Raw genomic sequence first — 21,354 nt, 5'->3', positions numbered from 1 at the left:
ACTTATAAGAAATATGTCATAGGTCAATCTATGGAAAATGGGGACATGTCGCCTACTGAGCCGCGGCCGCCGATGAGCAAGGCCGAGTACGTCTACAGCGTGCTGCTCGACGAGATCCGCACCGCGCGGATCCCGGGCGGCACGGCGCTGCGGGCCGGGGAGGTGGCCCGCCGGCTGGGCGTGTCGGTCACCCCCGTGCGCGAGGCGCTGCGCAGGCTGGAGAAGGACCGGCTGATCAGCTACGAGGCGCATCACGGCGCGACCGTCGTGGACCTGGGCGACGAGGCCCTGGCCGAGTACTACGGCCTGCGCGCGGTGGTCGAGGGCCTGGGCGCGCGCCTGGCGGCGGGCCGGATCACCCCGGAGGAGCTGGCCGGGCTGCGCGAGCTGCACGCGTCGATGGCCGAGGACGCCGCGCACGGCAGGCACGACCGGCTCGGGGAGCAGAGCGTTCGATTCCACCTGCGCATCGTGGACATCGGCGGCCCGGCCTTCCTGGGCGCGCACGCCAGGTCGGTGCGCAACAGCGTCCCGGTGCCCGCCGGCGCGTCGCTGTGGCTGGACGAGGCCCAGGTGCGGGCCCAGCTCGACGCGCACGAGGGCATCCTGACCGCGCTGGCGGCCGGCGACGCCGAGGCCGCCGAATGCATCATGATCGACCACGTGCGCCGGGCCGGGGATTACCGGCAACAGCACTGACCGAATACGTACGTCACGGCCGCCGATGACAAAAATCAGCGTTCGGCCCTGCTCTATTGCAACTCGATTACACCTGTTGCACGATGGCCACTCAAGTGGTCTGGCACCCGAGGGGGCAGGGACTGTGGCGGACGCGTGGACACTGCATCCCGACTACCGGACCCCTCCGGTCCCCGCAGCCGCAGGCATCGTCCCGGGCCCCTGGCGGCACCCCGACGGCGGCCAGATCATGAACGGCACCTACGAGCGGCCCCTTCGCGACCGGCAGGTCGAGGTCGTCACCATCTGGTACGGCTACGCGCTCAGCCACTGGAACGGGCCGCGCATGCCGCGGTTCAGCAGCCCGCTGGTCTCGGCCTGGAACCCGGTGCTGGCCCAGGGGCTGTCCGTCGACCCGGGCTCCCCCTCGCCGTACCACGACGAGCTGTGGTGCGACCGGTGGATCGCCGACGCCCTGCTGTACGGGCGCAAGCCGTACGGGGCGTTCACGCTGCCCGCGGCCGAGGCGCTGCGCTGGTTCGCCAAGAGCGGCGGCACCGGCCTGGTCTACCACGCCGAGCCGGCCGGCGCGCTGATCAGGGTCGTGGCGGGCACGGCCGAGCGCTACGCGCAGCTGTTCGACCTGGACGCGCTGATCGCCGACTACCGCGGCGCGCTGCCGCCCGACCTGGCCGAGCCCGAGGTGGCGGCGCTGGCGGCGCACGGCGGCCACTCCCCCGCGCTGCGCTACATCCTCAGCGAGAACGGCGAGGCCCGCTTCGCCCGGGCGCCGCTGTCGGTCCGCGGCCTCACCCTCGGATACCCACCACGGGAGACGGCCGCCCGCATCGCCGCCGCGGCCCTCTCGTGACCGCACCCGCCACCGGAGCCGGAGCCACGCCGTGACCGCGAGACCCATTCCGGGCGTGAAAGGTGTCCTGTTCGACCTGGACGGCACCCTGCTCGACCACCGCGGCGCCGCCGACGCCGCGATCACGGCATGGATGACGGCGCGTTTCCCCGGCCACCCGCGCCTGGACGAGGCGGCCGCGCTCTGGGAGGCCCTGGAGATGCGGTACCTGGCGATGTGGCACGCGGGCGAGTGCACCCATCAGGAGCAGCGGCACGGCCGCCTGACCTCGCTCTGCCGGGAGCTGGCCGTGCCGGTGCCCGGCGACCTCGACGGGGCCTACGCCGACTTCGGCGAACGCTACCGGCAGGGCTGGAGCGCCTACCCGGACGCGGCGGGGGCGGTGGCGGAGCTGGGCGGGTTCGCGCTCGGGGTGCTGACGAACGGGGCGCAGCGGATGCAGGAGGCGAAGGTCCGCGCGATCGGGCTGGCCGACCTGGTCGGGCCGGTGCTGACGGGCGAGGTGCTGGGCGGCCACTTCAAGCCGTCACCCGCCTCCTACACCGGCGCCGCCGCGGCGCTGGGGCTGGCGCCGGAGCAGGTGCTGCTGGTGGGCGACGACGTCGACAAGGACGTGACGGGGCCGGCGGCGACCGGGATGCGCTCGGTCTGGCTCGACCGGCTCGGGGTCGAGCCGCCACCCGCCGGCTTCCCGCGCATCACCTCACTGACCGAGCTCCCGCGACTGCTTCGCTAGCGGCGTCACCGGGGCGCCAGCTCGGCCAGCACCGAGCCGTCCAGGTCGAAGCCGCCCACATGCGCCAGGTAGGACCCCTGTGCCAGCGGGTCGCCGAGGTAGACGCCGCCCGCCTGGCGCACCAGCAGCGCCCCCGCGGCCACGTCCCAGGGGTGGGCGCGGGTGCCGTAGGCGGCGTCCGACCAGCCGGCGGCGACGTGCGCGAGCTTCAGCGCGGCGCTGCCCGGCTTGCGCACGGCCGAGAAGGACTCCAGGAACCGGCCGTAGCGGCGCAGCGCCTCCTCACCGTCCGCCTCCAGGTCCGCGGGCGTCGGATAGCTCGACAGCAGCATCGCCTCCCGGTCTCTCGTGGCTCCGGCGCTCCTCAACGCCGTGCCGTTGCACCAGGCGCCCTCGGTGGAGGCGCCGAACTCGTCCTCGCGTACGGGGTCGTACACCACGCCGGCGACCAGCTCGCCGCGCGCGGCCACCGCGATCGACACGCAGAAGAACGGCAGCCCGGCGGCGAAGTTGGCGGTGCCGTCGATGGGGTCGATGTACCAGACGAGGTCGCCGGAGCCGGTCGTGCCGCCCTCCTCGCCGACGATCACGCTCTCGGGCACGCGGGCGGCGATGACCGCGCGGATCGTCTCCTCGGCGGCGCGGTCGTGCTCGGTCACCGGGTCGTGGAAGTCGCGTTTGGTGGACACCTCGGGCCGGGATCTGAAGGCCTTGCGCAGCCGGGGCCCGACGGCTCTGGCCGCCTCGGTGGCGATGTCCAGCAGGTACGTCACGTCCATCTTCACTCCCGAAGCAGGGGAAAGGGCATCATGACCCTCTATGCCCACTTCGCCCGGCCCGGTTGTTTGTCAGGACATTCTGACCTGCGTTAAGCTGATCAGCATGACCACGAATCTCGCCATCGACCTGGACCGATCCAGTCCCGTGCCGCTCTACTTCCAGGTGGCCGAGCAGATCGCCGAGGCCATCCGGCGAGGGGACCTGGCGCCCGGCTCCCGGCTGGACAACGAGATCCTGCTGGCCGACAAGCTGGGCCTGTCGCGGCCCACGATCCGCCAGGCCATCCAGTATCTCGTGGACAAGGGCCTGCTGGTGCGCAAGCGCGGCGTCGGCACCCAGGTCGTCCACGGGCAGGTCAAGCGCTCGGTGGAGCTGACGAGCCTCTACGACGACCTGCGCAGGGCGGGCCAGGAGCCGGCCACGCAGGTGCTGGCGCTGGAGCCGCGCCCGGTCGAGGAGGAGGTCGCCCAGATCCTGGGCGTGGAGGCGGGCGCGGAGATCCTCTATCTCGAGCGCCTGAGGTTCGCGGCCGGGGAGCCCCTGGCGGTGCTGCACAACTGGCTGCCGCTCGGCCTGGCCCAGCTCACCGCCGCCGACCTGGAGAGCCGCGGCCTGTACGAGCTGCTGCGCGCCGCGGGCGTGCGGATGCGGGTCGCCAACCAGCGGATCGGCGCGCGGGCCGCCACCCAGGCCGAGGCCAGGCTCCTGGACGAGCGCCGCGGCGCGCCGCTGCTGACCATGATCCGCACCACGTACGACGACCAGGGCCGGGCCGTCGAGCACGGCTCACACGTCTACCGGGCCTCGCACTACTCCCTCGAGGTCACTCTCATCGAGCGCTGAGGCGGCCCGCCGCTTCAGGTAGAGCGTGGTGCAGATCCCGAACACCACGGCCACCACGAGCCCCACCCACGAAAAGCCCTTCAGCCACTTCTCGGCGACGAGCCCGAGATAGAAGATCACCGTGGTGGTGCCGCCCGCCCACACGATCCCGCCGAGCACGTTGGCGACGGCGAACTTCCAGTACGGCATGCGCAGCGCCCCCGCCAGCGGCCCGGCCAGGATGCGCAGCAGCGCGATGAAGCGCCCGACGAAGACCGCCCACACCCCGAAGCGCTGGAAATACCCTTCGGCCTTGGCGATGTGCCGGGGCCCGAAGTGCTTCGGGAAGCGCCGCCCGAGCCGCTCGAACAGGGGCGCGCCACCCCTGCGCCCGATCGCGTAGCCCACGGAATCCCCCAGGATGGCCCCGGCGCTCGCGCACGCACCGACCCAGAAGGGGTGCACCACGCCCTTGGAGGCCAGGATCGAGGCGCTGACCAGGACGATCTCGCCGGGCAGCGGGATGCCGAGGCTCTCGAACCCGATCACCAGCGCGACCATGGCGTAAAGCCAGCCGGCCGGGATCGCCTGCAACCATTCGTCGATATGCACGCGCGCAACCCTAGCGCCGTCACATCACCACAAGACCCGCGATCGAGACCTTCCTTGCGCACCGGACGGTCAGCGTTCGCTGTCCAGCATGGACATCTGCGCCTCGGCGTACCGCGAGCCGGCGGCGGCGCCCTCGGGGACGGCCGCCTCGATCGCCGCCAGGTCCTCGGCGGTCAGGCTCACGTCCAGCGCGCCCAGGGCCTCGGCCAGCCGCTCGCGCCGCCGCGCCCCGACGAGCGGGACGATCTCCTGGCCCCGGGCCAGCACCCAGGCGATGGCCAGCTGCGCGACCGTGGCCCCCTTGGCCTCGGCGAGGCTCCGCAGCGCCTCCACCAGCGTGAGGTTGTGCGCCAGGTTGTCGCCGGAGAAGCGCGGGCTGGCGGCGCGGAAGTCACCGGCGACCACCTCGCGGTCCTTGGACCAGTGGCCGCTGAGCAGCCCCCTGGACAGCACCCCGTACGCGGTCACGCCGACGCCCAGCTCGCGGCAGGCCGGCAGGATGTCCCGCTCGATGCCTCTGGACAGCAGCGAGTATTCGAGCTGCACGTCGGCGATCGGGTGGACGGCGCGGGCCCGCCGGATGGTCTCGGCCCCGGCCTCGGACAGCCCGACGTGCCGCACGCGCCCCTTGGCGACCTCCTCGGCGATGGCGCCGACGGTCTCCTCGATCGGCACGGCCGGGTCGACCCGCGCGATCCGGTAGACGTCCACATGGTCGGTGCCGAGGCGGCGCAGGGTGTAGGCGAGCGAGCTCTTGACGGCCGCGGGCCGGCCGTCAAAGCCGAGCCAGTTGCCGTCGTAGTCGCGCTGCGCCCCGAACTTCACGCTGATCCGCACGTCGTCGCGCGAGCGGCCGTCGAGCGCCTGGCGGATGAGGAGCTCGTTGTGGCCCATGCCGTAGAAGTCGCCGGTGTCGAGCAGCGTGATGCCGGCGTCGAGGGCGGCGTGGATGGTGGCGATGGACTCGGACGTGTCGGCCGGCCCGTAGAAGTCGGACATTCCCATGCAGCCCAGCCCGAGGTCGGACACGACTGGTCCGCCGGTTCCCAGAGTTCTCATAGGGCCAGTATGCCTATTGGACTGACAGATTTCAATTTTTGTCAGCCCGTCCGAGCCGCTCGGCGTCGGCCCGGGACGCCACGCGGACGAAGGTGAGATGCGCGTTGGCGGGATCTTCGGCGGCCCGCCGGTAGCGCTCCCGGTAGACGGCGTGCTTCGTCCAGGCCCACCGGATGATCGACTCGTCCTTGTCGAGGAGGAAGCGGAAGGACTCCCTGTTGCCGTTCCACAGCTCGGCGCCGGTGGCCATCCGGCGGAAGGTCCTGACCAGGAGCCGGCGCATGACCGCCGGCCTGGGCAGGTCGATCCAGACCACGGTGTCGGCCCGCGACCACACCAGGTCGCGTACGGCGGAGTAGTTGCCGTCGACCACCCAACCGTCGCCCGCCGTGAACGCGTCGACCTCGGCCCGGAACTCCTCCGGCGGGCGCGGTGTCCACCCCGCCATGTGGAAGACGGAGTCGAGCTCCAGCCACGGCACCCCCAGCCGCCCGGCCAGCGCGGCCGCCAGCGTCGACTTCCCCGACCCGGAGTTCCCCACCACGGACACGCGTCTCACCCGGCACAATCTACTGCCGGGCGGGCCGGCCAACGGATACTCAACAGTTCCTCAACAACGCCGGACCTACCTTCCTGTCATCGGCTCTCGAGCCGAGCGACGGGAGGGAGAAGATCATGCGTTTGCGCACGTCAGTGGCAGCCGTGGCGCTCGCGGGGGCGGTCACGGCAGGCTTCGCCGCCGGACCGGCCTCAGCCGCCACCACCGCCACCGACAAGGCCGCCGCCGCGCCCTGGTGCCTCGGGCACCGCCTCAACGACAAGGGCGCCGTGGACAAGCTCTGGGTCTGGAACAGCTGCACGTCCAACCAGAGCTACAAGGTCAGGCTCGCCAACGTGCCCGACCTGGCGTGCCGGCAGCTCAAGCCGGGCGGCGCCGACTACTTCACCTGGGGCTGGCCGGGCCGCTTCGACGGCCTGGTCACCTGCTGAGACGACGGAAGGAAACAGGCACATGCGCACCAGAACGATCCTCGCCGCGGGCGCCTTCGCGGCCGCCGCCATCGCCGTGTCGCCCACGCCGGCGCAGGCCGCGGCCCCGTCCTGCCTCACCTACACGCTGGACGACCGGGGCGCCCAGGACGAGCTCTACGTGTGGAACACCTGCAAGCACCCGATGAGCTACAAGGTCAAGCTGGCCAACGGGCCGGACTTCCACTGCGCCTACAAGACGGCCAACAGCGGCTACGACCGGTGGTGGTGGAGGTGGCCCCGCCGCTTCGACGGCCTCGTCAGCTGCTGACCCGGAAGGAGCGGGAGAACATGCGCGCGATCGCCATCGCCCTGCTGGCCGGCCTCACCACGGTGGGCGTCGCGGCCCCGGCCGCCCAGGCGTCGGCCGCCGGCCGGGCGCCGTCCTGCCTGGCGTACACGCTGGACGACCGGGGAGCCCAGGACGAGCTGTGGGTCTGGAACAACTGCAAGAAGGGCGTGAACTTCCGCGTCCGGCTCGCCTACGGGCCCGACAGCTACTGCACCTACAAGGAGCCGCGCTCCACGTACAGCAAGTTCACGTGGGAGTGGCCGCAGCGCTTCGACGGGCTCGTCACATGCTGAGGTCCCCCGTCTCCATGTAGATCTCGTCGACCACCTCCACCTGGGCGTGGAAACCGTGCTCCCCGGTACGGGAGACGCCCAGGTCGAAGGCCCCCTCCGCCGTGTCGCCCACCACGAGCCGCCGCCGCGGCGTGTCCACCCGGCCGAACGTCACCGGCACCGGACGCTCGAAGTCCGCGGGCGGCTCTCCGGTGACGCCGGGCTCGTGGCGCACGGTCCCCGGGACGAGGCGGACGGCGAGAACCTGGTCGAAGTCGGGGCGGGCGGTGATCTCGTGCGCGAGGTGCAGCCCGCCCGCCCGGCCGAAGCACAGGTAGCTCAGCGGCGCCTGGTCGTCGTGACGCGCCGCCGGATCGAGCCGCCGGAAGAAGAAGACGCGCTTGATGCGCGCCGTGACGTCCTCGGCGATCGGGGTGCCGCCGCGCTCGAAGTGCCCCCGGAAGACGGTGCCCCGCACCGAGGTCCGCACCGGCCCGCCGTCGGGGTCGAGCTCCAGGATGTCGAACGGGTCCGGCACGAACGTGCGCAGATCGTCCACCTTGCGCACCGCCTCGCGCACGTCGTCGCGGAAGCCGACCTCCATGAGCACCTGGAAGCGGTGCGCCGGGACGTGGAACATCGGCAGGTGCGAGAAATAGAGCGGGTCGTCGCCGAAGAGCAGCATTCCGTGGACGTCGAACGTCTCGGGCTGGGCCCGGTCATGGCCCTGTTCATTGCCCTGCTCATGGCCCTGCTCATGGCCCTGCTCATGGCCCTGGTCGTGGTGCGCGTGCATGGTCGCCTCCGGTTTTCCGCTGGGCACCCAGTACAGCCCCGGCGGCGCGATGAACGCCTGAGTACGGGCTACTCAATCGCCCCCGTGTAATCGGCGATCAAGTGACGTGCAATCCGTCCCGCGTACAACTCGGGAAACGCCTGCGGCGGGCGAGGAGAGGGCGGGGAGAGCGATGGGCACGGGACTGGGGATGGCAATGGCGATCACGGGGGCGACGATGCTGGTCCTGGCGTGCGTCGGGCTGCCGTTCCTGATCGCCTCCTGGACCGGCCGGCAGCTCCTGGCCACCGGCATCGCCGCGCAGGCGGTGATCGAGTCGATGGCCGACACCGGCGTGACGATCAACGGGCAGCCGCTCGTCAGCTTCGTCCTGGGCGTGCGGACGCAGGACGGGCAGGTGCACCGGGTCACGCACCGCCAGTCGCTGCCGCGCCTGCCCATGGGCATGGTCGTGCCCGGCGCGGTGGTGCCGGTCAAGGTGGACCCGCAGCGGCGCGACCGGGTGCGCATCGACTGGGCGTCCTGGCGCCCCGCCCCGTACGGCGCATAGGCGCCGAGCGCCAGACCGACCCGTCCGGCAGTTTCCGGACGGGTTACGTTCTTTTTTCCATCCGGTCCCAACCCTTGGCAACTTACCTCCCAGACACCTAAGGTTCAGTGCAATGCCACACATTACTGGGAAGGTTCATGACGTCCAAGCAGGTCAGGCCGCTGGCCGGCGCCGTACGCACCATCGCAGGAGCAGTTCGGCCGCTGTCCGGAGCACGTATCACCGGCGGACTGCTGCATGACTGGCAGCGCCGCAACCGCAGGGCCACAATCCCCCACACCGTCGAGCAGCTCCGCGCGGCGGGCAACGTCGCCAACCTGAGCCGCCTCCTGGAGGACGACCCCGCCCCCTACCGGGGCCGGTACCCGTTCCTCGACACCGACCTGTACAAGACCCTCGAAGGTCTGGCGTACGAGCTCGGCGACGGAGACACCTCGGCCAGGGAGTTCTTCGACGAGGTGGTCGGCCTGCTGGAGCGGATCCAGGCGGGCGACGGCTACCTCAACTCCTTCTTCCAGTCCCCCTCTTCGGAAAAGAAGCCGTGGGAGGACCTGGCCTGGGGACACGAGCTGTACAACCTGGGCCACCTCATCCAGGCTGCCGTCGCCGCGAACCGGCGGATGGGCGACGACCGGCTGCTGCGCGTGGCCACGCGCTTCGCCGACCTGGCGGTGGAGCGATTCAACGAGACGGGCGTCTGTGGCCACCCCGAGGTGGAGATGGCGCTGGTCGAGCTCTACAGGGAGACGGGCGAGCGCCGCTACCTGACGCTGGCGGCGGCATTCGTCGACCGCCGCGGCACCGGGCAGATGGAGCACCGCATCTTCCCCGGCGAGTACTTCCAGGACCACGTGCCCTTCCGCGAGCTGCCGTCGGTGACCGGCCACGCGGTGCGCATGGCCTACCTGGCGGCGGGCGCGGCCGACGTCTTCCTGGAGACCGGCGACCGGTCGCTGTTCGAGGCGCTGGAGCGGCTCTGGGACGACATGGTGGCGACCAAGCTGTACGTCACCGGCGGCCTGGGCAGCCGCCACTCCGACGAGGCGATCGGCGACCGGTACGAGCTGCCGTCCGAGCGCGCCTACAGCGAGACCTGCGCGGCCATCGGCGTCATGCAGTGGGCGTGGCGGATGTTCCTGGCCGGCGGGGACGCCAAGTACCTCGACGTGTTCGAGCGCGTGCTCTACAACGCCTACGCCGTGGGCCTGTCGGCCGACGGCACGGCGTTCTTCTACGACAACCCGCTGCAGCGCCGCCCCGACCACGCGCAGCGCAGCGGCGCGGAGGCGGGCGGCGAGGCGCTGCGCCGCGCCTGGTTCACCTGCCCGTGCTGCCCGCCCAACATCGTGCGGTGGATGGCCCAGCTCGCCGACTACGTGGCGGCCGAGCGGGACGGCGCCGTGCTGATCACCGCCTACACGCAGGCCACGATCCGGACGGCCGAGCTGGAGCTGGCGATGGAGACGGCCTACCCGTGGGACGGCGACGTGCGCATCACCGTCGAGCGGGCAACGGACGGGCCGTACGGGCTGGTCCTGCGCGTCCCCGGCTGGGCCCGGAACGTGACCGTCACCGTCAACGGCGAGCCCTGCGACGCGCCGGAGTCCGGCGGGTGGGTCACCCTGCACCGCACGTGGTCGCCGGGCGACGAGGTGCGCCTCACCCTGCCCATGCCGGTCCGGGCGCACGGCTCGCACCCCTACCTGGACGCCACCCGGGGCGCGGTCAGCCTGGCCCGGGGGCCGCTCGTCTACTGCGTCGAGCAGCACGACAGCCCGCAGGCCCCCGTCGACGACCTGCTCGTCGGCGCCCACGACGTTGTTAACGCGCACACCGAGCGCCGCGACGCGGCCGTCGTGCTGCGCGTGGAGGCGGACGCGGCTCCCCCGCCCACCGCCGAGCTCTACCCCGAGCTCCCTCTGCACGAGGCGCTCCCGGAGACGAGGGTCGCGGCGACCTTCGTCCCCTACTTCCTGTGGGGCAACCGCGGCCCCCAAGCCATGCGGGTCTGGGTCAGGACGCCCTGGACCAACGGAAAGAAGGCATCATGATGAGGAGATCGGCGGCGCTCGCGAGCGTCACCATGACCACCGTGCTGGCGCTCAGCGCCTGTGGCGGTGGCGGCGGCGCGGCGGCCCCCGGCGCGGGCACGGGCACGGGCGCCTCGGGCGGGCCCGGCGCGCCGGCCGCGACGGGCGGCACCGTGCGCATCCTGAACAAGGCGGACTTCTCCCATCTGGACCCGACGCGGGGCTTCGACGGCGGAGTGAACAACTTCTACCGGCTCATCTACCGGGGGCTGACGATGTTCGGCGCGGGTCCGGGGGCCGAGGGCACGAAGATCGTGCCCGACCTGGCCACCGACACCGGCACGCCGTCGGACGGCGCCAAGACGTGGACGTTCAAGCTCAAGGACAACCTGTTCTTCGAGGACGGCTCGCCGATCAACAGCGAGGCCGTGAAGTTCGGCTTCTCGCGCACGTTCGACCCGGAGGCCGGGATCGGCTCCCCGTACGGGAAGCTGCTGCTGGACGCGCCCAAGGACTACAAGGGCCCGTACCTGGACGGCGACCTGAAGACGATCGAGACGCCCGACGACAAGACGGTCGTCTTCCACCTGAAGAAGCCCTACGCCGACTTCCCGAGCGCGCTCGCGCTGGCCAACTTCACCCCCTTCCCCAAGGGCACGGGGGCGGGCGCGGCCTTCGACACCAAGCCGATCGCGAGCGGGCCGTACAAGGTGGCGAGCTACCAGCGCGGCGTGTCGCTGAAGCTGGAGCGCAACCCGCAGTGGAAGCGTGAGACCGACACCGTCCGGGCGGCCAAGCCCGACGCGTTCGAGTGGACGTTCGGCCTCGACGCGGCCACCATCGACGAGCGCATGCTGGCCGGGCAGGGCACCGACACCGACGCCATCGGCCCGTCGATCCAGGCGGCGACCGTGGCGCGGGTGCAGGCGCCGCAGATCAAGCAGCGCACGCTGGCCGGGCTCAACGGCTGCACCACGTACATGGGCCTGAACACCACCAAGAAGCCCCTGAACGACGTGCGCGTGCGCCAGGCGATCAACCTGGCGATCAACAAGGACACCGTGGTCGCGGGCATGGGCGGCGGCGCCCTGGCCGCCAAGGGCACCTCGATCCAGCCGCCCACGGTCGCGGGCCGGGTCGACTACGACCCGTACCCGTACAACCCCGAGGAGGCCAAGAAGCTGCTGGCCGAGGCCGGCCAGGCGAACGGGTTCACGCTGACGCTCGACACCCGGCCGGACCCGAAGATGGCCGCAGTGGCGGTGGCGATCCAGGACGCGCTCAAGCAGGTGAAGATCGACGTCAAGATCAACAACATCGACACCTCGACGTACTACGAGGTCATCGGCACGCCGGCGCAGCAGCACGACGCCGCCGTCACCGGCTGGTGCCCCGACTGGGCCTCCGGCGCGACGTTCCTGCCGCCGCTGTTCGACGGCCGCAACATCACCGACAAGGGCAACGCCAACCTCGCGCAGATCAACGACAAGGGCATCAACCAGCGGATCGACGAGATCGCCGCGATGACGGACGTGCAGGCGGCCAACGCGGCCTACGGCGAGCTGGACAAGCAGATCATGAAGGAGGCGCCGATCGTCCCGCTGGCCTACGAGAAGCTCATCCTCCTCGTCGGCTCGAACATCGCGGGCGCCTACCAGTCCAACTCCTTCTCCGGCGGCATCGACCTGATCTCCGTCGGCCTGGCGAAGCCGACGAAGTAGATGGCCGTCGTCGCTTACTCCCCGAGCACGTCGAGGGCACGGGTCACGAGCGCGCTGCTGCATGACAAGGGCGCGGTGCTGAGCACCGCGTTCCTCGCGCTCATCGTCCTGATGGCGATCGGCGCGCCGCTGATCAGCGCGATCACCGGCCACGGCCCGAACGACTTCGACACCGCCGCCGTCAACACCGACCTGGGCGGGGTGCCGCGCGGGTCGCTCGGCGGCATCAGCGCCGACCACCTGCTCGGCGTCGAGCCGCAGAACGGCCGCGACATCCTGGCCCGCATCGCCTACGGCGCGCGCGTCTCGCTGCTGATCGCGGCCTCCGCCACGGCGCTGACGACCCTGCTGGGCGTGGTGCTGGGCATGCTGGCCGGGTTCTACCAGGGCTGGGTGGACCAGGTGATCTGCCGGGTCATGGACTTCCTCATGGCCTTCCCCGCGCTCATCTTCATGATCGCGATCCTGTCGTCGCTGCCGCAGGGGAACCGGCCGGTGCTGCTGGTCCTGGTGATCAGCTTCTTCGGCTGGCCGTACCTGGCGCGGGTGGTGCGCGGGCAGACGATGACGCTGGTGAACAGGGAGTTCGTGGAGGCCGCCCGGGCGTCGGGCGCCTCCACGGGCGCGCTGGTGTTCAAGGAGATCCTGCCGAACCTGCGCAGCTCGCTGATCGTGATGACCACCCTGGCCGTGCCCGGCTACGTCGGCACCGAGGCGGGGCTGTCGTTCCTCGGCGTCGGCGTGACACCGCCGACGCCGTCGTGGGGCCAGATGATCGCGAGTTCGGTCGGGTGGTACGCCGTCGATCCGATGTACTTCGTGATCCCCGGCGTTCTCCTGTTCCTCACCGTGCTGTCGCTGACGGTGCTCGGCGACCGACTGCGGGCCACGCTCGACGCCGGGGAGGCCTCATGATGGCGCGCTACATCGCCGGGCGGCTCGGCGGGGTGCTGCTGGTCCTCTTCCTGGTGTGCCTGTTCACGTTCATCATCTTCTTCACGCTCCAGCCCGACCCGGCGGTGATGATCTGCGGGAAGACGTGCACATCCGAGCGTATCGACCAGATCCACGCCGTGCTGGGCCTGGACGAGCCGTTGCTGACGCAGTTCTTCGCCTTCCTCGTCGGGATCTTCGCCGGGCGCGACTACGGCGAGGGCGCGAACCTGGTGCACTGCGCCGCTCCGTGCCTGGGCTACAGCTTCCAGACCGGCCAGTCCGTGTGGGACATGGTGGTCGAGCGGCTGCCGGTCAGCGCCACGGTCGCGATCGGGGCCGCGGTGCTGTGGCTGCTCATCGGGATCGTCGCCGGCCTGGTCAGCGCGGTCAAGGAGGGCACCTGGTGGGACCGCACGGCCATGGGCCTGGCGCTGGGCGGCTCCAGCGTCCCCAACTACGTGCTGGCGCTGGCACTGCAGTACGTGCTGGTGGTGCAGCTGCAGGTGCTGCCCTTCCCGCAGGCGGTGGCGTTCGCCGACGATCCGGTGGTGTGGTTCCAGTCGTACCTGATGCCGTGGGTCGTGCTGGCCACCGTCTACGCCTGCCTCTACGCGCGGCTCACCCGGGCGAACGTGATCGACACCCTCGCCGAGAACTTCATGCGCACGGCCCGGTCCAAAGGACTGAGCCCGGCCCTGACGCTGCGCAGACACGCCCTGCGCCCGGCGCTGACGCCCATCGCCACGATCTTCGGCATGGACTTCGCCGCGCTGCTGGGCGGCGCGCTGATCACCGAGAAGGTGTTCGGGCTGAACGGGGTCGGCAAGATGGCGGCCGACTCCATCGACAAGAACGACCAGCCGGTGATCATGGCGGTGACGCTGCTGGCGGCGTTCTTCGTGGTGGTCGGCAACCTGGTGGTGGACCTCGTCTACACGATGCTGGACCCGAGAGTGAGGATCACGGCGAAATGAGCGACCTGCTTGTCGTGGAGGACCTCACCGTCACCTTCCCCACCACGCGCGGCCCGGTGGACGTGGTCAAGGGCGTGTCCTTCACCGTCGGACGGGACGAGACCGTCGGGATCGTCGGCGAGTCCGGGTCCGGCAAGTCCATGACCAGCCTGGCGGTCATGGGACTGCTGCCCAAGGGCGCCAGGACCAGCGGGAGCATTCGGCTGGACGGCACGGAGCTGCTCGGCCGCCCGGACCGGGAGCTGCGGCGGCTGCGCGGCGACCAGATGTCGATGATCTTCCAGGACCCGCTGTCGTCCCTGAACCCGTACTACACGGTCGGCCTGCAGATCGAGGAGATGTACCGCGCCCACCGTGGCGGCTCGCGCGCGCAGGCGCGGAAGGTCGCGGTCGAGGCGCTGCGGCAGGTGGGCCTGCCGGAACCGGAGCGGCGGGTGGACTACTACCCGCACCAGTTCTCCGGCGGGCAGCGGCAGCGCGTCATGATCGCGATGGCCCTGGTGTGCTCGCCGGCGCTGCTGATCGCCGACGAGCCGACCACGGCCCTGGACGTGACCGTTCAGGCGCAGATCCTGAAGCTGCTGGCCGGCCTGCGGCAGGAGCGCGGCATGGGCATGGTGTTCATCACGCACGACCTGGCCGTGATCAGCTCGATCGCCACCCGGGTGCTGGTGATGCGGCAGGGCGAGCAGGTCGAGTACGGCACGGCAGAGCAGGTCTTCGCCGAGCCGCGCCACGAGTACACCCGGATGCTGCTGGAGAGCATCCCGCGCATCGACGATCCAGTAGACGGCGAGGTGAAGGCATGACGCTGCTGCGGGCCAAGGACCTGACCAAGCGGTTCGTCTCGCGCGGCCCACTGGGCGCCAAGGCCGAGTTCACGGCGGTCGACCAGGTCAGCTTCGAGGTGCGGCTCGGCGAGACGCTGGCCGTGGTCGGCGAGTCCGGCAGCGGCAAGTCGACGACCGCCCGCATGATCGCCAAGCTGATGGACCCGAGCGAGGGCACGCTGGAGTTCGACGGCGAGGACGTCACCCACGCCAAGGGGGCCGCGCTGGCCCGCTTCCGCGCCAACGTCCAGGTCGTCTTCCAGGACCCGTTCTCCTCGCTCAACCCCCGCCACACGGTGGAGCGGATCCTGATGGCACCGCTGGACTACCAGGGCATCGCACCCGACGGCGGGCGGCGGGCGCACGCCAAGGAGCTGATGGAGCGGGTCGGCCTGAACCCCGACCACTCGCTGCGCTACCCCGCGCAGTTCTCCGGCGGGCAGGCGCAGCGCATCGGCATCGCCCGCGCGCTGGCCGTCAACCCCAAGCTCGTGATCTGCGACGAGGCCGTCTCGGCGCTGGACGTGTCGGTGCAGGCACAGGTGATCGAGCTGCTGCGGCGGCTGCAGCGCGAGAGCGGCTTCAGCTACGTGTTCATCGCCCACGACCTGGCCGTCGTCCGGCAGATCGCGCAGCGGGTCGCGGTGATGAGCAAGGGGAAGATCGTCGAACTGGGGGACGCCGAGCAGGTCTTCGGCGAGCCCCGGCATGATTACACGCGTACGCTGCTGGCGGCCATCCCGCGCATCAACCCGGAGTGGGACCGCCGCAGGAGGGAGAAGCCGTGATCACCGCGACCTACACGATCCCGGGGATGCGGGTACGCGACCACGTCGTGGAGGTGCCGCTCGACTGGTCGGACCCGGAGGCCACGATCAGGGTCTTCGCCAGGGAGCTCGTGGACCCGACCCGGGACGGCCACGACCTGCCGTGCCTGCTCTACCTGCAGGGCGGGCCCGGCGGCAAGGGGCCGCGTCCCGTCGGCACGTCGGGCTGGCTCGGCCAGGCGCTGGAGAGGTACCGGGTGATCCTGCTCGACCAGCGGGGCACGGGCCGCAGCTCGCGGATCGACGGGCGGGTGATGAGCGCGCTCGACCCGCAGGAGGGCGCCGACTACCTGGCCCGCTTCCGCGCGGACTCGATCGTGGCCGACGCCGAGCACCTGCGCAAGACCGTCTTCGGCGGGCGGCGCTGGTCGACGCTCGGGCAGAGCTACGGCGGCTTCCTGACGCTGACGTACCTGTCGCAGGCGCCGGAGGGGCTGAGCGCCTGCTACGTGGCCGGCGGGCTGCCCTCCGTGGACCCCGACGCGTCGGAGGTCTACCGGCGCACCTATCCCCGGGTCGCGGCCAAGAACGCCGAGTTCTACCGCCGCTACCCGCACCACGCCGAGACGGTGGCCCGGCTGGCCGACCGGCTGGCCTACGGCGACGTGCTGCTGCCCGACGGCGACACGCTCACCGTGCGGCGGCTGCAGTCGCTGGGGATCGACTTCGGCATGAAGCCGGGGTACGAGCGCATGCACTGGCTGCTCGACGAAGCCCTGCTGGAAGGAGGGGAGTTGCCGGAGACGTTCCTGCACCAGGTGCTGGCCCGCTCGTCCTACGCCGACAACCCGCTGTTCGCCGCGCTGCAGGAGAGCATCTACGGCTCCGGTCCCGGCGCGACCGCCTGGGCGGCGCAGCGCGAGCGCGCCAACCACCCCGCCTTCGCCGAGGACGCCCGGCCGCTGCTGTTCACCGGCGAGATGATCTATCCGTGGATGTTCGCGGAGATCCGCGCGCTGCGCCCCTTCCGCGCCGCCGTCGACCTGCTCGCCGAGCGGGCCGAGTGGCCGGCGCTGTACGACCTGGACCGCCTGGCGGCCAACGACGTGCCGGTGGCGGCGGCCGTCTACTTCGACGACATGTACGTCGACTCGGGGCTGCAACTGGACACCGCCTCCAGGGTGGGCAACACGCAGGCCTGGGTCACCAACGAGTACGAGCACGACGGCATCGGCGAGGAGCGTGTCTTCGCCCGCCTGACCGGACTGGTGCGCGACATAGGAGGAGGAATCACCAGTGAATGACGGCAGACCCCCCAAGCTGACAGAGGTTCCCGCGTTCCGCGAGTTCATCGCCCAGGGCTGGGACGCCCCCGCCCGTACCCCCGACCTCGTGCCCGGGGCGGCCGAGGCGGCCGCCGCGCACCGCGAGCGCCTGGCCGCCGCGCTGCCCGGCAGGACCGTGGTGGTGAAGGCGGGCCGGGCTCCGGTGCGCAGCAACGACACCGCCTACGACTTCCGCGTGGACAGCGACTTCTACTGGCTCACCGGCTGCGCCGTGGAGAACGCCGTCGCCGTGATCGCGGACGGCGCCGCCACCCTCTACCTGCCGCCGCCCGCCCGCCCCGGCGACATCGGCTTCTTCGCCGACGCGGCGTACGGGGAGCTGTGGGTGGGCCCGTCCCCGTCCCTCGCCGAGTGGTCGGCGGCGCTCGGAGTCGCGGTGAAGCCCCTGTCGGAGTTCACGGACACGTCCGAACCGGTGGAGGAGCTCCCCCGGGTGCTGGCCGAGCTGCGCATGATCAAGGACGAGTGGGAGATCGGCCAGCTGCGCGAGTCCGTGGACCGCACGGTCGAGGGCTTCGCGGCCGTGCTGGCCGAGGTCCCGGCGGCGATCGAGGGGGCGGGCGAGCGGTGGCTGCAGGGCACGTTCGACCGCTACGCCAGGGCGTACGGCAACGGCCCCGGCTACGCCACCATCGTCGGCAGCGGCCCGCACGCCCCCACCCTGCACTGGGTGCGCTGCGACGGGCCCGTCCTGCCGGACCAGCTACTGCTGCTCGACATGGGTGTGGAGGTCCGCAGCCACTACACCGCCGACGTCACCCGCACCTTCCCCGCCTCCGGCGCCTTCTCCCCCGCCCAGCGGCAGGTGCACGACCTGGTGGAGAAGGCGCACCGGGCGGGCCTGGCGGCGGTCGGCCCCGGCCGGCGCTTCACCGACTTCCACCACGCGGCGATGGAGGTCATCGCGCGCGGGCTGGACGACTGGGGGCTGCTGCCGGTCTCGGTGGACGAGGCCCTGTCGGACACCGGCCAGCACCACCGCCGCTACCTGATCTGCGGCATCGGCCACCACCTGGGCCTGGACGTGCACGACTGCGCCCAGTCCCGCCCGGAGGCCTACCACGGGGCCGCCATGGCGCCGGGCATGGTGCTCACCGTCGAGCCCGGCCTGTACTTCCACGCCCACGACCTCACGGTCCCGCCGGAGCTGCGCGGGGTGGGGGTACGGATCGAGGACGACCTGCTGGTGACGCCGTCCGGCACGGACATCCTGTCGGACGCCCTGCCCATCGACGCCTCCGGCCTGGAACGCTGGGCCAAGGAGTCCACCGTCTGACCCCCGCGGGTTCTTCCGGCACCACCCCACTCTGCGCCGGAAGAACCCGCCCCCGCCGCCGGGTCAGGGTGAGCTGCTGTAGCGGGCCTGGCGGGCGGTGGCGGTGAGGGCCGCCGCACGGGCCGCCTCCGTGGGCGTGAACGGCAGCTCGGGACGCCGGATCAGCAGCGCCCGGTCCGGATTGACCGAGATCACCATCGTGGTGTTGAGCTCGGCCCCCTCATCCACCGTGTCCCCCGGCCGCCGCCACTCCACCTCCGGCACCCGCAGCAGCTCCCCCATCGCCTCGGGCAGCCGGTCCGGGTCCGCGCTCACCCGCTGCGCCAGCACCAGGGCCTGAACCCCGGGATCGGTGAGGTCCTTGACCTGCGCGGCCACGATCACGACGTCATGCCCGCCCGCCTCCGTCAGCGCCCCGGAAAGCGCCTCCAGCGCCAGCCCCGGCGGCGCCTCGATGACGAACTCGTCCAGCGCGTCACACCCCGCGGGCGTGATCGCGCTGCTCCCGGTCGGCGCGATGTGCAGCGCCAGGATGTTGCAGCCCAGCCGCCCGAACGCCCCCGCCACCGAGGCGAGCCGCCCCGGCCGCTCCACCACCCGCATGCGGATGCGCCACAACACCATGGCCGCCCCCGCGCCCTCCCCCACGGGCAGCGCGGGGGCCTTGCGTACGGGGCGGTGGCCCATCCGCTTGTGGACCGCCGCCCCCACGATCAACGCCGCCCCCAGCCCGACCATCACGACCGGACCCGGTTCGCGGTGGCCGAGCAGGGTCGCGAGCAGGTGCGCCAGGCCGACCGCGAGGAACAGCGCGGCCAGCTCGACGATCTCTCGCCGCCAGGAGCGCCGATTACCGTTCATAACCCTCGGTGCATCGCTCATGCACCCCAGTGTCTGCGGGCCGTGTTTCCTGATCACGAACGGCGCGGTTGCGGCGGCATTAAACCGCCCTAACCGCATGGCCCGTTCATGACAGGCCCCTTACACCCGCTCGACCTCGAAGACCAACGCCGACTCGGCCCGCAGCACGGGAGCGGGCAGCCCCAGCTCGCCCAGGACCGCGCCGCTCAGCCGCACCGGGCCCGAGGTCCACTCCGGCAGCCCGGCCGCGCGGGGCTTGGGGCCCGCGACCCGCACCTCGTACGTCGCCGCCGGGTCGAGCCCGGGCAGCCGCAGCGGCGCGGGCCCGATCGCGACCCTGGAGGTGAGCTGGACGAACGCGAACACCCCGCGCTCCGGCAGCACCGCCCCGTGCAGCAGCGCCGACGGGTCCGGATGGTCGGCCCGCACCACCCGCCCGGCGTGCAGCGTCGGCCGCAGCCGCTTGTGCAGGGCGATCCACTCGGCCAGCTCCTCCAGCTCCGCCTGGCTCGCCGAGGTCAGGTCCCACTCCACGCCCATGTGCCCGAACAGCGCGGTCGCGGCCCGGAAGGCCAGCGGCAGCGACCGGCCCGTGCTGTGGTCCTGCGGCGCGCCGACGTGGCTGCCCATCCGCTCCGGCGGCACGAGCAGCCCGGTCCAGCGCTGGATCGCCTGCCGGTCGAGCGCGTCGTTGCAGTCGGACGTCCACACCCGGTCGGTACGCGCCAGGACGCCGAAGTCGACGCGGGCGCCGCCCGACGAGCACGACTCGATCTCCAGCCCGGGATGGCGGGCCCGCAGCTCGTCCAGCAGCCGGTACGCCGCCAGCGTCTGCGCGTGCACCCCGGGCACCCCGTCGTGCACCGGCTCGGCGATGTCGCGGTTGTGGTCCCACTTGATGTAGTCGAGCGCGTACCCGCTCACCAGGCTGTCCAGCCGCTCCAGCAGGTAGTCGTACGCCTCGGGCCTGGCCAGGTCGAGCACCTGCTGGTTGCGCTGCGGCGGCGGCACGCGCTCGGCCCGCCCGAGGATCCAGTCGGGATGCGCGCGCAGCAGGTCGGAGTCCGGGTTGACCATCTCCGGCTCGAACCACAGCCCGAACTGCATGCCGAGCTTGCGCACGTGCTCGGCGAGGGGGTTCAGGCCGTCCGGCCAGACGCCCTCGTCGACGTACCAGTCGCCGAGCCCGGCCCGGTCGTGGCGGCGGTGGCGGAACCAGCCGTCGTCGAGCACGAACCGCTCGATCCCCGCCGCCGCGGCCTTGTCGGCCAGCTCCAGCAGCCGGTCGAGGCCGTGGTCGAAGTAGGTGGCCTCCCAGTTGTTCAGCGTGACCGGGCGGACCCCCAGCGGGCGGGCGGCGCGCAGGTGGTCGTGCAGCCGCGTGCTCGCCGCGTCCAGCCCGCCGCCCGACCAGGTGAAGTACACCAGCGGCGTGCGGTAGCTCTCCCCCTCGGCCAGCACGATCTCGCCGGGCTCCAGCAGCTCGCCCGCCGCCACCAGCGCCGGGCCTTCGGCCAGCCGCTCGGCGTAGTGGAGGTGGTTGCCGCTCCAGCCCGCGTGCACCCCCCACACCTCGCCGCCCCGGAACCCGAACCCCGCGGTCCCGGCCACCAGCAGCCCCGTGCCGTCGTGCCCGGTCCGGCCGCGCCGGTTCTCCCGCGACCACACGCCGTACCCGAACGCCGTGCGCTGCGGCACCTTCTCCAGCGCCCACCGGCCGGTGAAGTCCAGCAGCTCACCGGCGCGCGCCGGCACCGGCAGCGCGCAGACCAGCCCTTCCAGCCGGTACGGGGCGGCGGCGGTGTTCGTCAGCGTGTGCCGCATCGTCACCAGGCCGCCGGCGTCCATGGCCAGCTCGCTGACCAGTTCAAGGCCCGCGCGGGCGTCGGAGGCCGCGACGGTGACCGTGCCGCCCTGACCGGGCGTCGCGTCCACGTCGAGCCGGTCCAGCGTCCAGCGCACCGGCCAGTGTTCGCCGTCCCGGCCGCCCGACAGGCCCGGCCTGCCGTACCAGCTGTCTCCCTGGGCGGGCAGCAGCGGCGGCGCGGCGGTGCCGGGACGTAGTTCAGCCCGTCGAGGGCCAGATCGTCCTGGTCGGGGTCGAGGCCGAGGACCG

Annotated in this window: 23 protein-coding genes; 16 read left to right on the top strand and 7 right to left on the bottom strand. The window is 71.8% G+C overall.

The annotated features are described in order from the left end of the window. Positions 1 to 45 precede the first annotated feature (45 nt). The 3 genes from ACWDX9_RS35075 (at position 46) to ACWDX9_RS35065 (ending at position 2,285) form a co-directional block, all read left to right on the top strand. Positions 46 to 699, top strand: a complete 654-nt coding sequence (locus ACWDX9_RS35075; protein ID WP_449961642.1) for a GntR family transcriptional regulator — start codon at positions 46 to 48, stop codon at positions 697 to 699. Between the two features lie 124 nt (positions 700 to 823). After that, positions 824 to 1,549, top strand: a complete 726-nt coding sequence (locus ACWDX9_RS35070; protein WP_449961639.1) for a hypothetical protein — start codon at positions 824 to 826, stop codon at positions 1,547 to 1,549. A gap of 55 nt (positions 1,550 to 1,604) precedes the next feature. Then, a complete protein-coding gene (locus tag ACWDX9_RS35065; RefSeq protein WP_449961636.1) occupies positions 1,605 to 2,285 on the top strand; it encodes an HAD family hydrolase in 681 nt (226 codons plus the stop codon). A gap of 5 nt (positions 2,286 to 2,290) precedes the next feature. On the opposite strand, the gene ACWDX9_RS35060 is transcribed toward ACWDX9_RS35065, so the two are convergent. After that, the gene (locus tag ACWDX9_RS35060; protein WP_449961633.1) at positions 2,291 to 3,064 is read right to left on the bottom strand and encodes an inositol monophosphatase family protein; all 774 of its coding nucleotides are present in this window, start codon (positions 3,062 to 3,064) and stop codon (positions 2,291 to 2,293) included. Positions 3,065 to 3,167: 103 nt separating this feature from the next. Between ACWDX9_RS35060 and ACWDX9_RS35055 the strand changes: the two genes are divergently transcribed. After that, a complete protein-coding gene (locus ACWDX9_RS35055) occupies positions 3,168 to 3,908 on the top strand; it encodes a GntR family transcriptional regulator (protein ID WP_449961630.1) in 741 nt (246 codons plus the stop codon). On the opposite strand, the gene ACWDX9_RS35050 is transcribed toward ACWDX9_RS35055, so the two are convergent. From ACWDX9_RS35050 to ACWDX9_RS35040, 3 genes are all read right to left on the bottom strand, one after another. Further along, positions 3,852 to 4,499: a DedA family protein gene (locus ACWDX9_RS35050; RefSeq protein WP_357753515.1), complete on the bottom strand. Its 648-nt coding sequence runs from the start codon at positions 4,497 to 4,499 to the stop codon at positions 3,852 to 3,854. The two genes, ACWDX9_RS35055 and ACWDX9_RS35050, sit on opposite strands and share 57 nt — an antisense overlap. Before the next feature lie 69 nt (positions 4,500 to 4,568). Continuing rightward, a complete protein-coding gene (locus ACWDX9_RS35045) occupies positions 4,569 to 5,558 on the bottom strand; it encodes an aldo/keto reductase (protein ID WP_449961626.1) in 990 nt (329 codons plus the stop codon). 31 nt (positions 5,559 to 5,589) lie between these two features. Then, complete coding sequence (locus tag ACWDX9_RS35040; protein WP_449961623.1) at positions 5,590 to 6,117, bottom strand: hypothetical protein; 528 nt, start codon at positions 6,115 to 6,117, stop codon at positions 5,590 to 5,592. Between the two features lie 116 nt (positions 6,118 to 6,233). Between ACWDX9_RS35040 and ACWDX9_RS35035 the strand changes: the two genes are divergently transcribed. The 3 genes from ACWDX9_RS35035 to ACWDX9_RS35025 are packed head-to-tail and all read left to right on the top strand — an operon-like array spanning position 6,234 to position 7,172. Further along, the gene (locus tag ACWDX9_RS35035) at positions 6,234 to 6,548 is read left to right on the top strand and encodes a hypothetical protein (RefSeq protein ID WP_449961620.1); all 315 of its coding nucleotides are present in this window, start codon (positions 6,234 to 6,236) and stop codon (positions 6,546 to 6,548) included. 22 nt (positions 6,549 to 6,570) lie between these two features. After that, positions 6,571 to 6,858, top strand: a complete 288-nt coding sequence (locus ACWDX9_RS35030; protein ID WP_449961617.1) for a hypothetical protein — start codon at positions 6,571 to 6,573, stop codon at positions 6,856 to 6,858. 20 nt (positions 6,859 to 6,878) lie between these two features. Next, positions 6,879 to 7,172, top strand: coding sequence for a hypothetical protein (locus ACWDX9_RS35025; RefSeq protein ID WP_449961614.1), 294 nt, complete (start codon positions 6,879 to 6,881; stop codon positions 7,170 to 7,172). On the opposite strand, the gene ACWDX9_RS35020 is transcribed toward ACWDX9_RS35025, so the two are convergent. Then, positions 7,162 to 7,947: a hypothetical protein gene (locus ACWDX9_RS35020; RefSeq protein ID WP_449961611.1), complete on the bottom strand. Its 786-nt coding sequence runs from the start codon at positions 7,945 to 7,947 to the stop codon at positions 7,162 to 7,164. The two genes, ACWDX9_RS35025 and ACWDX9_RS35020, sit on opposite strands and share 11 nt — an antisense overlap. Positions 7,948 to 8,119: 172 nt before the next feature. Here ACWDX9_RS35020 and ACWDX9_RS35015 point away from each other — a divergent pair, with 172 nt between their 5' ends. The 9 genes from ACWDX9_RS35015 to ACWDX9_RS34975 all read left to right on the top strand — a co-directional run bounded on the left by ACWDX9_RS35015 (position 8,120) and on the right by ACWDX9_RS34975 (position 18,377). Continuing rightward, a complete protein-coding gene (locus tag ACWDX9_RS35015) occupies positions 8,120 to 8,497 on the top strand; it encodes a hypothetical protein (protein ID WP_397370109.1) in 378 nt (125 codons plus the stop codon). A gap of 137 nt (positions 8,498 to 8,634) precedes the next feature. Beyond that, positions 8,635 to 10,548 (top strand): glycoside hydrolase family 127 protein, encoded by a 1,914-nt coding sequence (locus ACWDX9_RS35010; RefSeq protein WP_449961608.1) that lies wholly within the window; start codon positions 8,635 to 8,637, stop codon positions 10,546 to 10,548. Beyond that, positions 10,545 to 12,248 (top strand): ABC transporter substrate-binding protein, encoded by a 1,704-nt coding sequence (locus ACWDX9_RS35005; RefSeq protein ID WP_449961605.1) that lies wholly within the window; start codon positions 10,545 to 10,547, stop codon positions 12,246 to 12,248. The genes ACWDX9_RS35010 and ACWDX9_RS35005 overlap by 4 nt, the downstream gene beginning before the upstream one ends. Next, the gene (locus tag ACWDX9_RS35000) at positions 12,249 to 13,163 is read left to right on the top strand and encodes an ABC transporter permease (RefSeq protein ID WP_449961602.1); all 915 of its coding nucleotides are present in this window, start codon (positions 12,249 to 12,251) and stop codon (positions 13,161 to 13,163) included. Then, positions 13,160 to 14,158: an ABC transporter permease gene (locus ACWDX9_RS34995; protein ID WP_364256687.1), complete on the top strand. Its 999-nt coding sequence runs from the start codon at positions 13,160 to 13,162 to the stop codon at positions 14,156 to 14,158. Before ACWDX9_RS35000 ends, ACWDX9_RS34995 begins: the two co-directional genes overlap by 4 nt. Beyond that, complete coding sequence (locus ACWDX9_RS34990; protein WP_449961599.1) at positions 14,155 to 14,967, top strand: ABC transporter ATP-binding protein; 813 nt, start codon at positions 14,155 to 14,157, stop codon at positions 14,965 to 14,967. The genes ACWDX9_RS34995 and ACWDX9_RS34990 overlap by 4 nt, the downstream gene beginning before the upstream one ends. Further along, on the top strand, positions 14,964 to 15,776 hold the full coding sequence (locus ACWDX9_RS34985) for an ATP-binding cassette domain-containing protein (protein WP_449961596.1): 813 nt from the start codon (positions 14,964 to 14,966) through the stop codon (positions 15,774 to 15,776). Before ACWDX9_RS34990 ends, ACWDX9_RS34985 begins: the two co-directional genes overlap by 4 nt. Further along, on the top strand, positions 15,773 to 17,059 hold the full coding sequence (locus ACWDX9_RS34980; RefSeq protein ID WP_449961593.1) for an alpha/beta fold hydrolase: 1,287 nt from the start codon (positions 15,773 to 15,775) through the stop codon (positions 17,057 to 17,059). Before ACWDX9_RS34985 ends, ACWDX9_RS34980 begins: the two co-directional genes overlap by 4 nt. Further along, on the top strand, positions 17,052 to 18,377 hold the full coding sequence (locus tag ACWDX9_RS34975; RefSeq protein ID WP_449961590.1) for an aminopeptidase P family protein: 1,326 nt from the start codon (positions 17,052 to 17,054) through the stop codon (positions 18,375 to 18,377). Before ACWDX9_RS34980 ends, ACWDX9_RS34975 begins: the two co-directional genes overlap by 8 nt. A 63-nt stretch (positions 18,378 to 18,440) precedes the next feature. On the opposite strand, the gene ACWDX9_RS34970 is transcribed toward ACWDX9_RS34975, so the two are convergent. Both ACWDX9_RS34970 and ACWDX9_RS34965 read right to left on the bottom strand, forming a co-directional pair. Continuing rightward, the gene (locus tag ACWDX9_RS34970; protein ID WP_449961587.1) at positions 18,441 to 19,259 is read right to left on the bottom strand and encodes an ACT domain-containing protein; all 819 of its coding nucleotides are present in this window, start codon (positions 19,257 to 19,259) and stop codon (positions 18,441 to 18,443) included. 99 nt (positions 19,260 to 19,358) lie between these two features. Beyond that, positions 19,359 to 21,354 (bottom strand): alpha-galactosidase (locus ACWDX9_RS34965; RefSeq protein WP_449961584.1); only part of this gene is annotated, 1,996 nt, incomplete at its 5' end.

This window comes from Nonomuraea sp. NPDC003201, assembly GCF_053590415.1.
The sequence above is the reverse complement of the archived record's forward strand: the minus strand, read 5'-3'. Positions and strand labels throughout refer to the sequence as shown.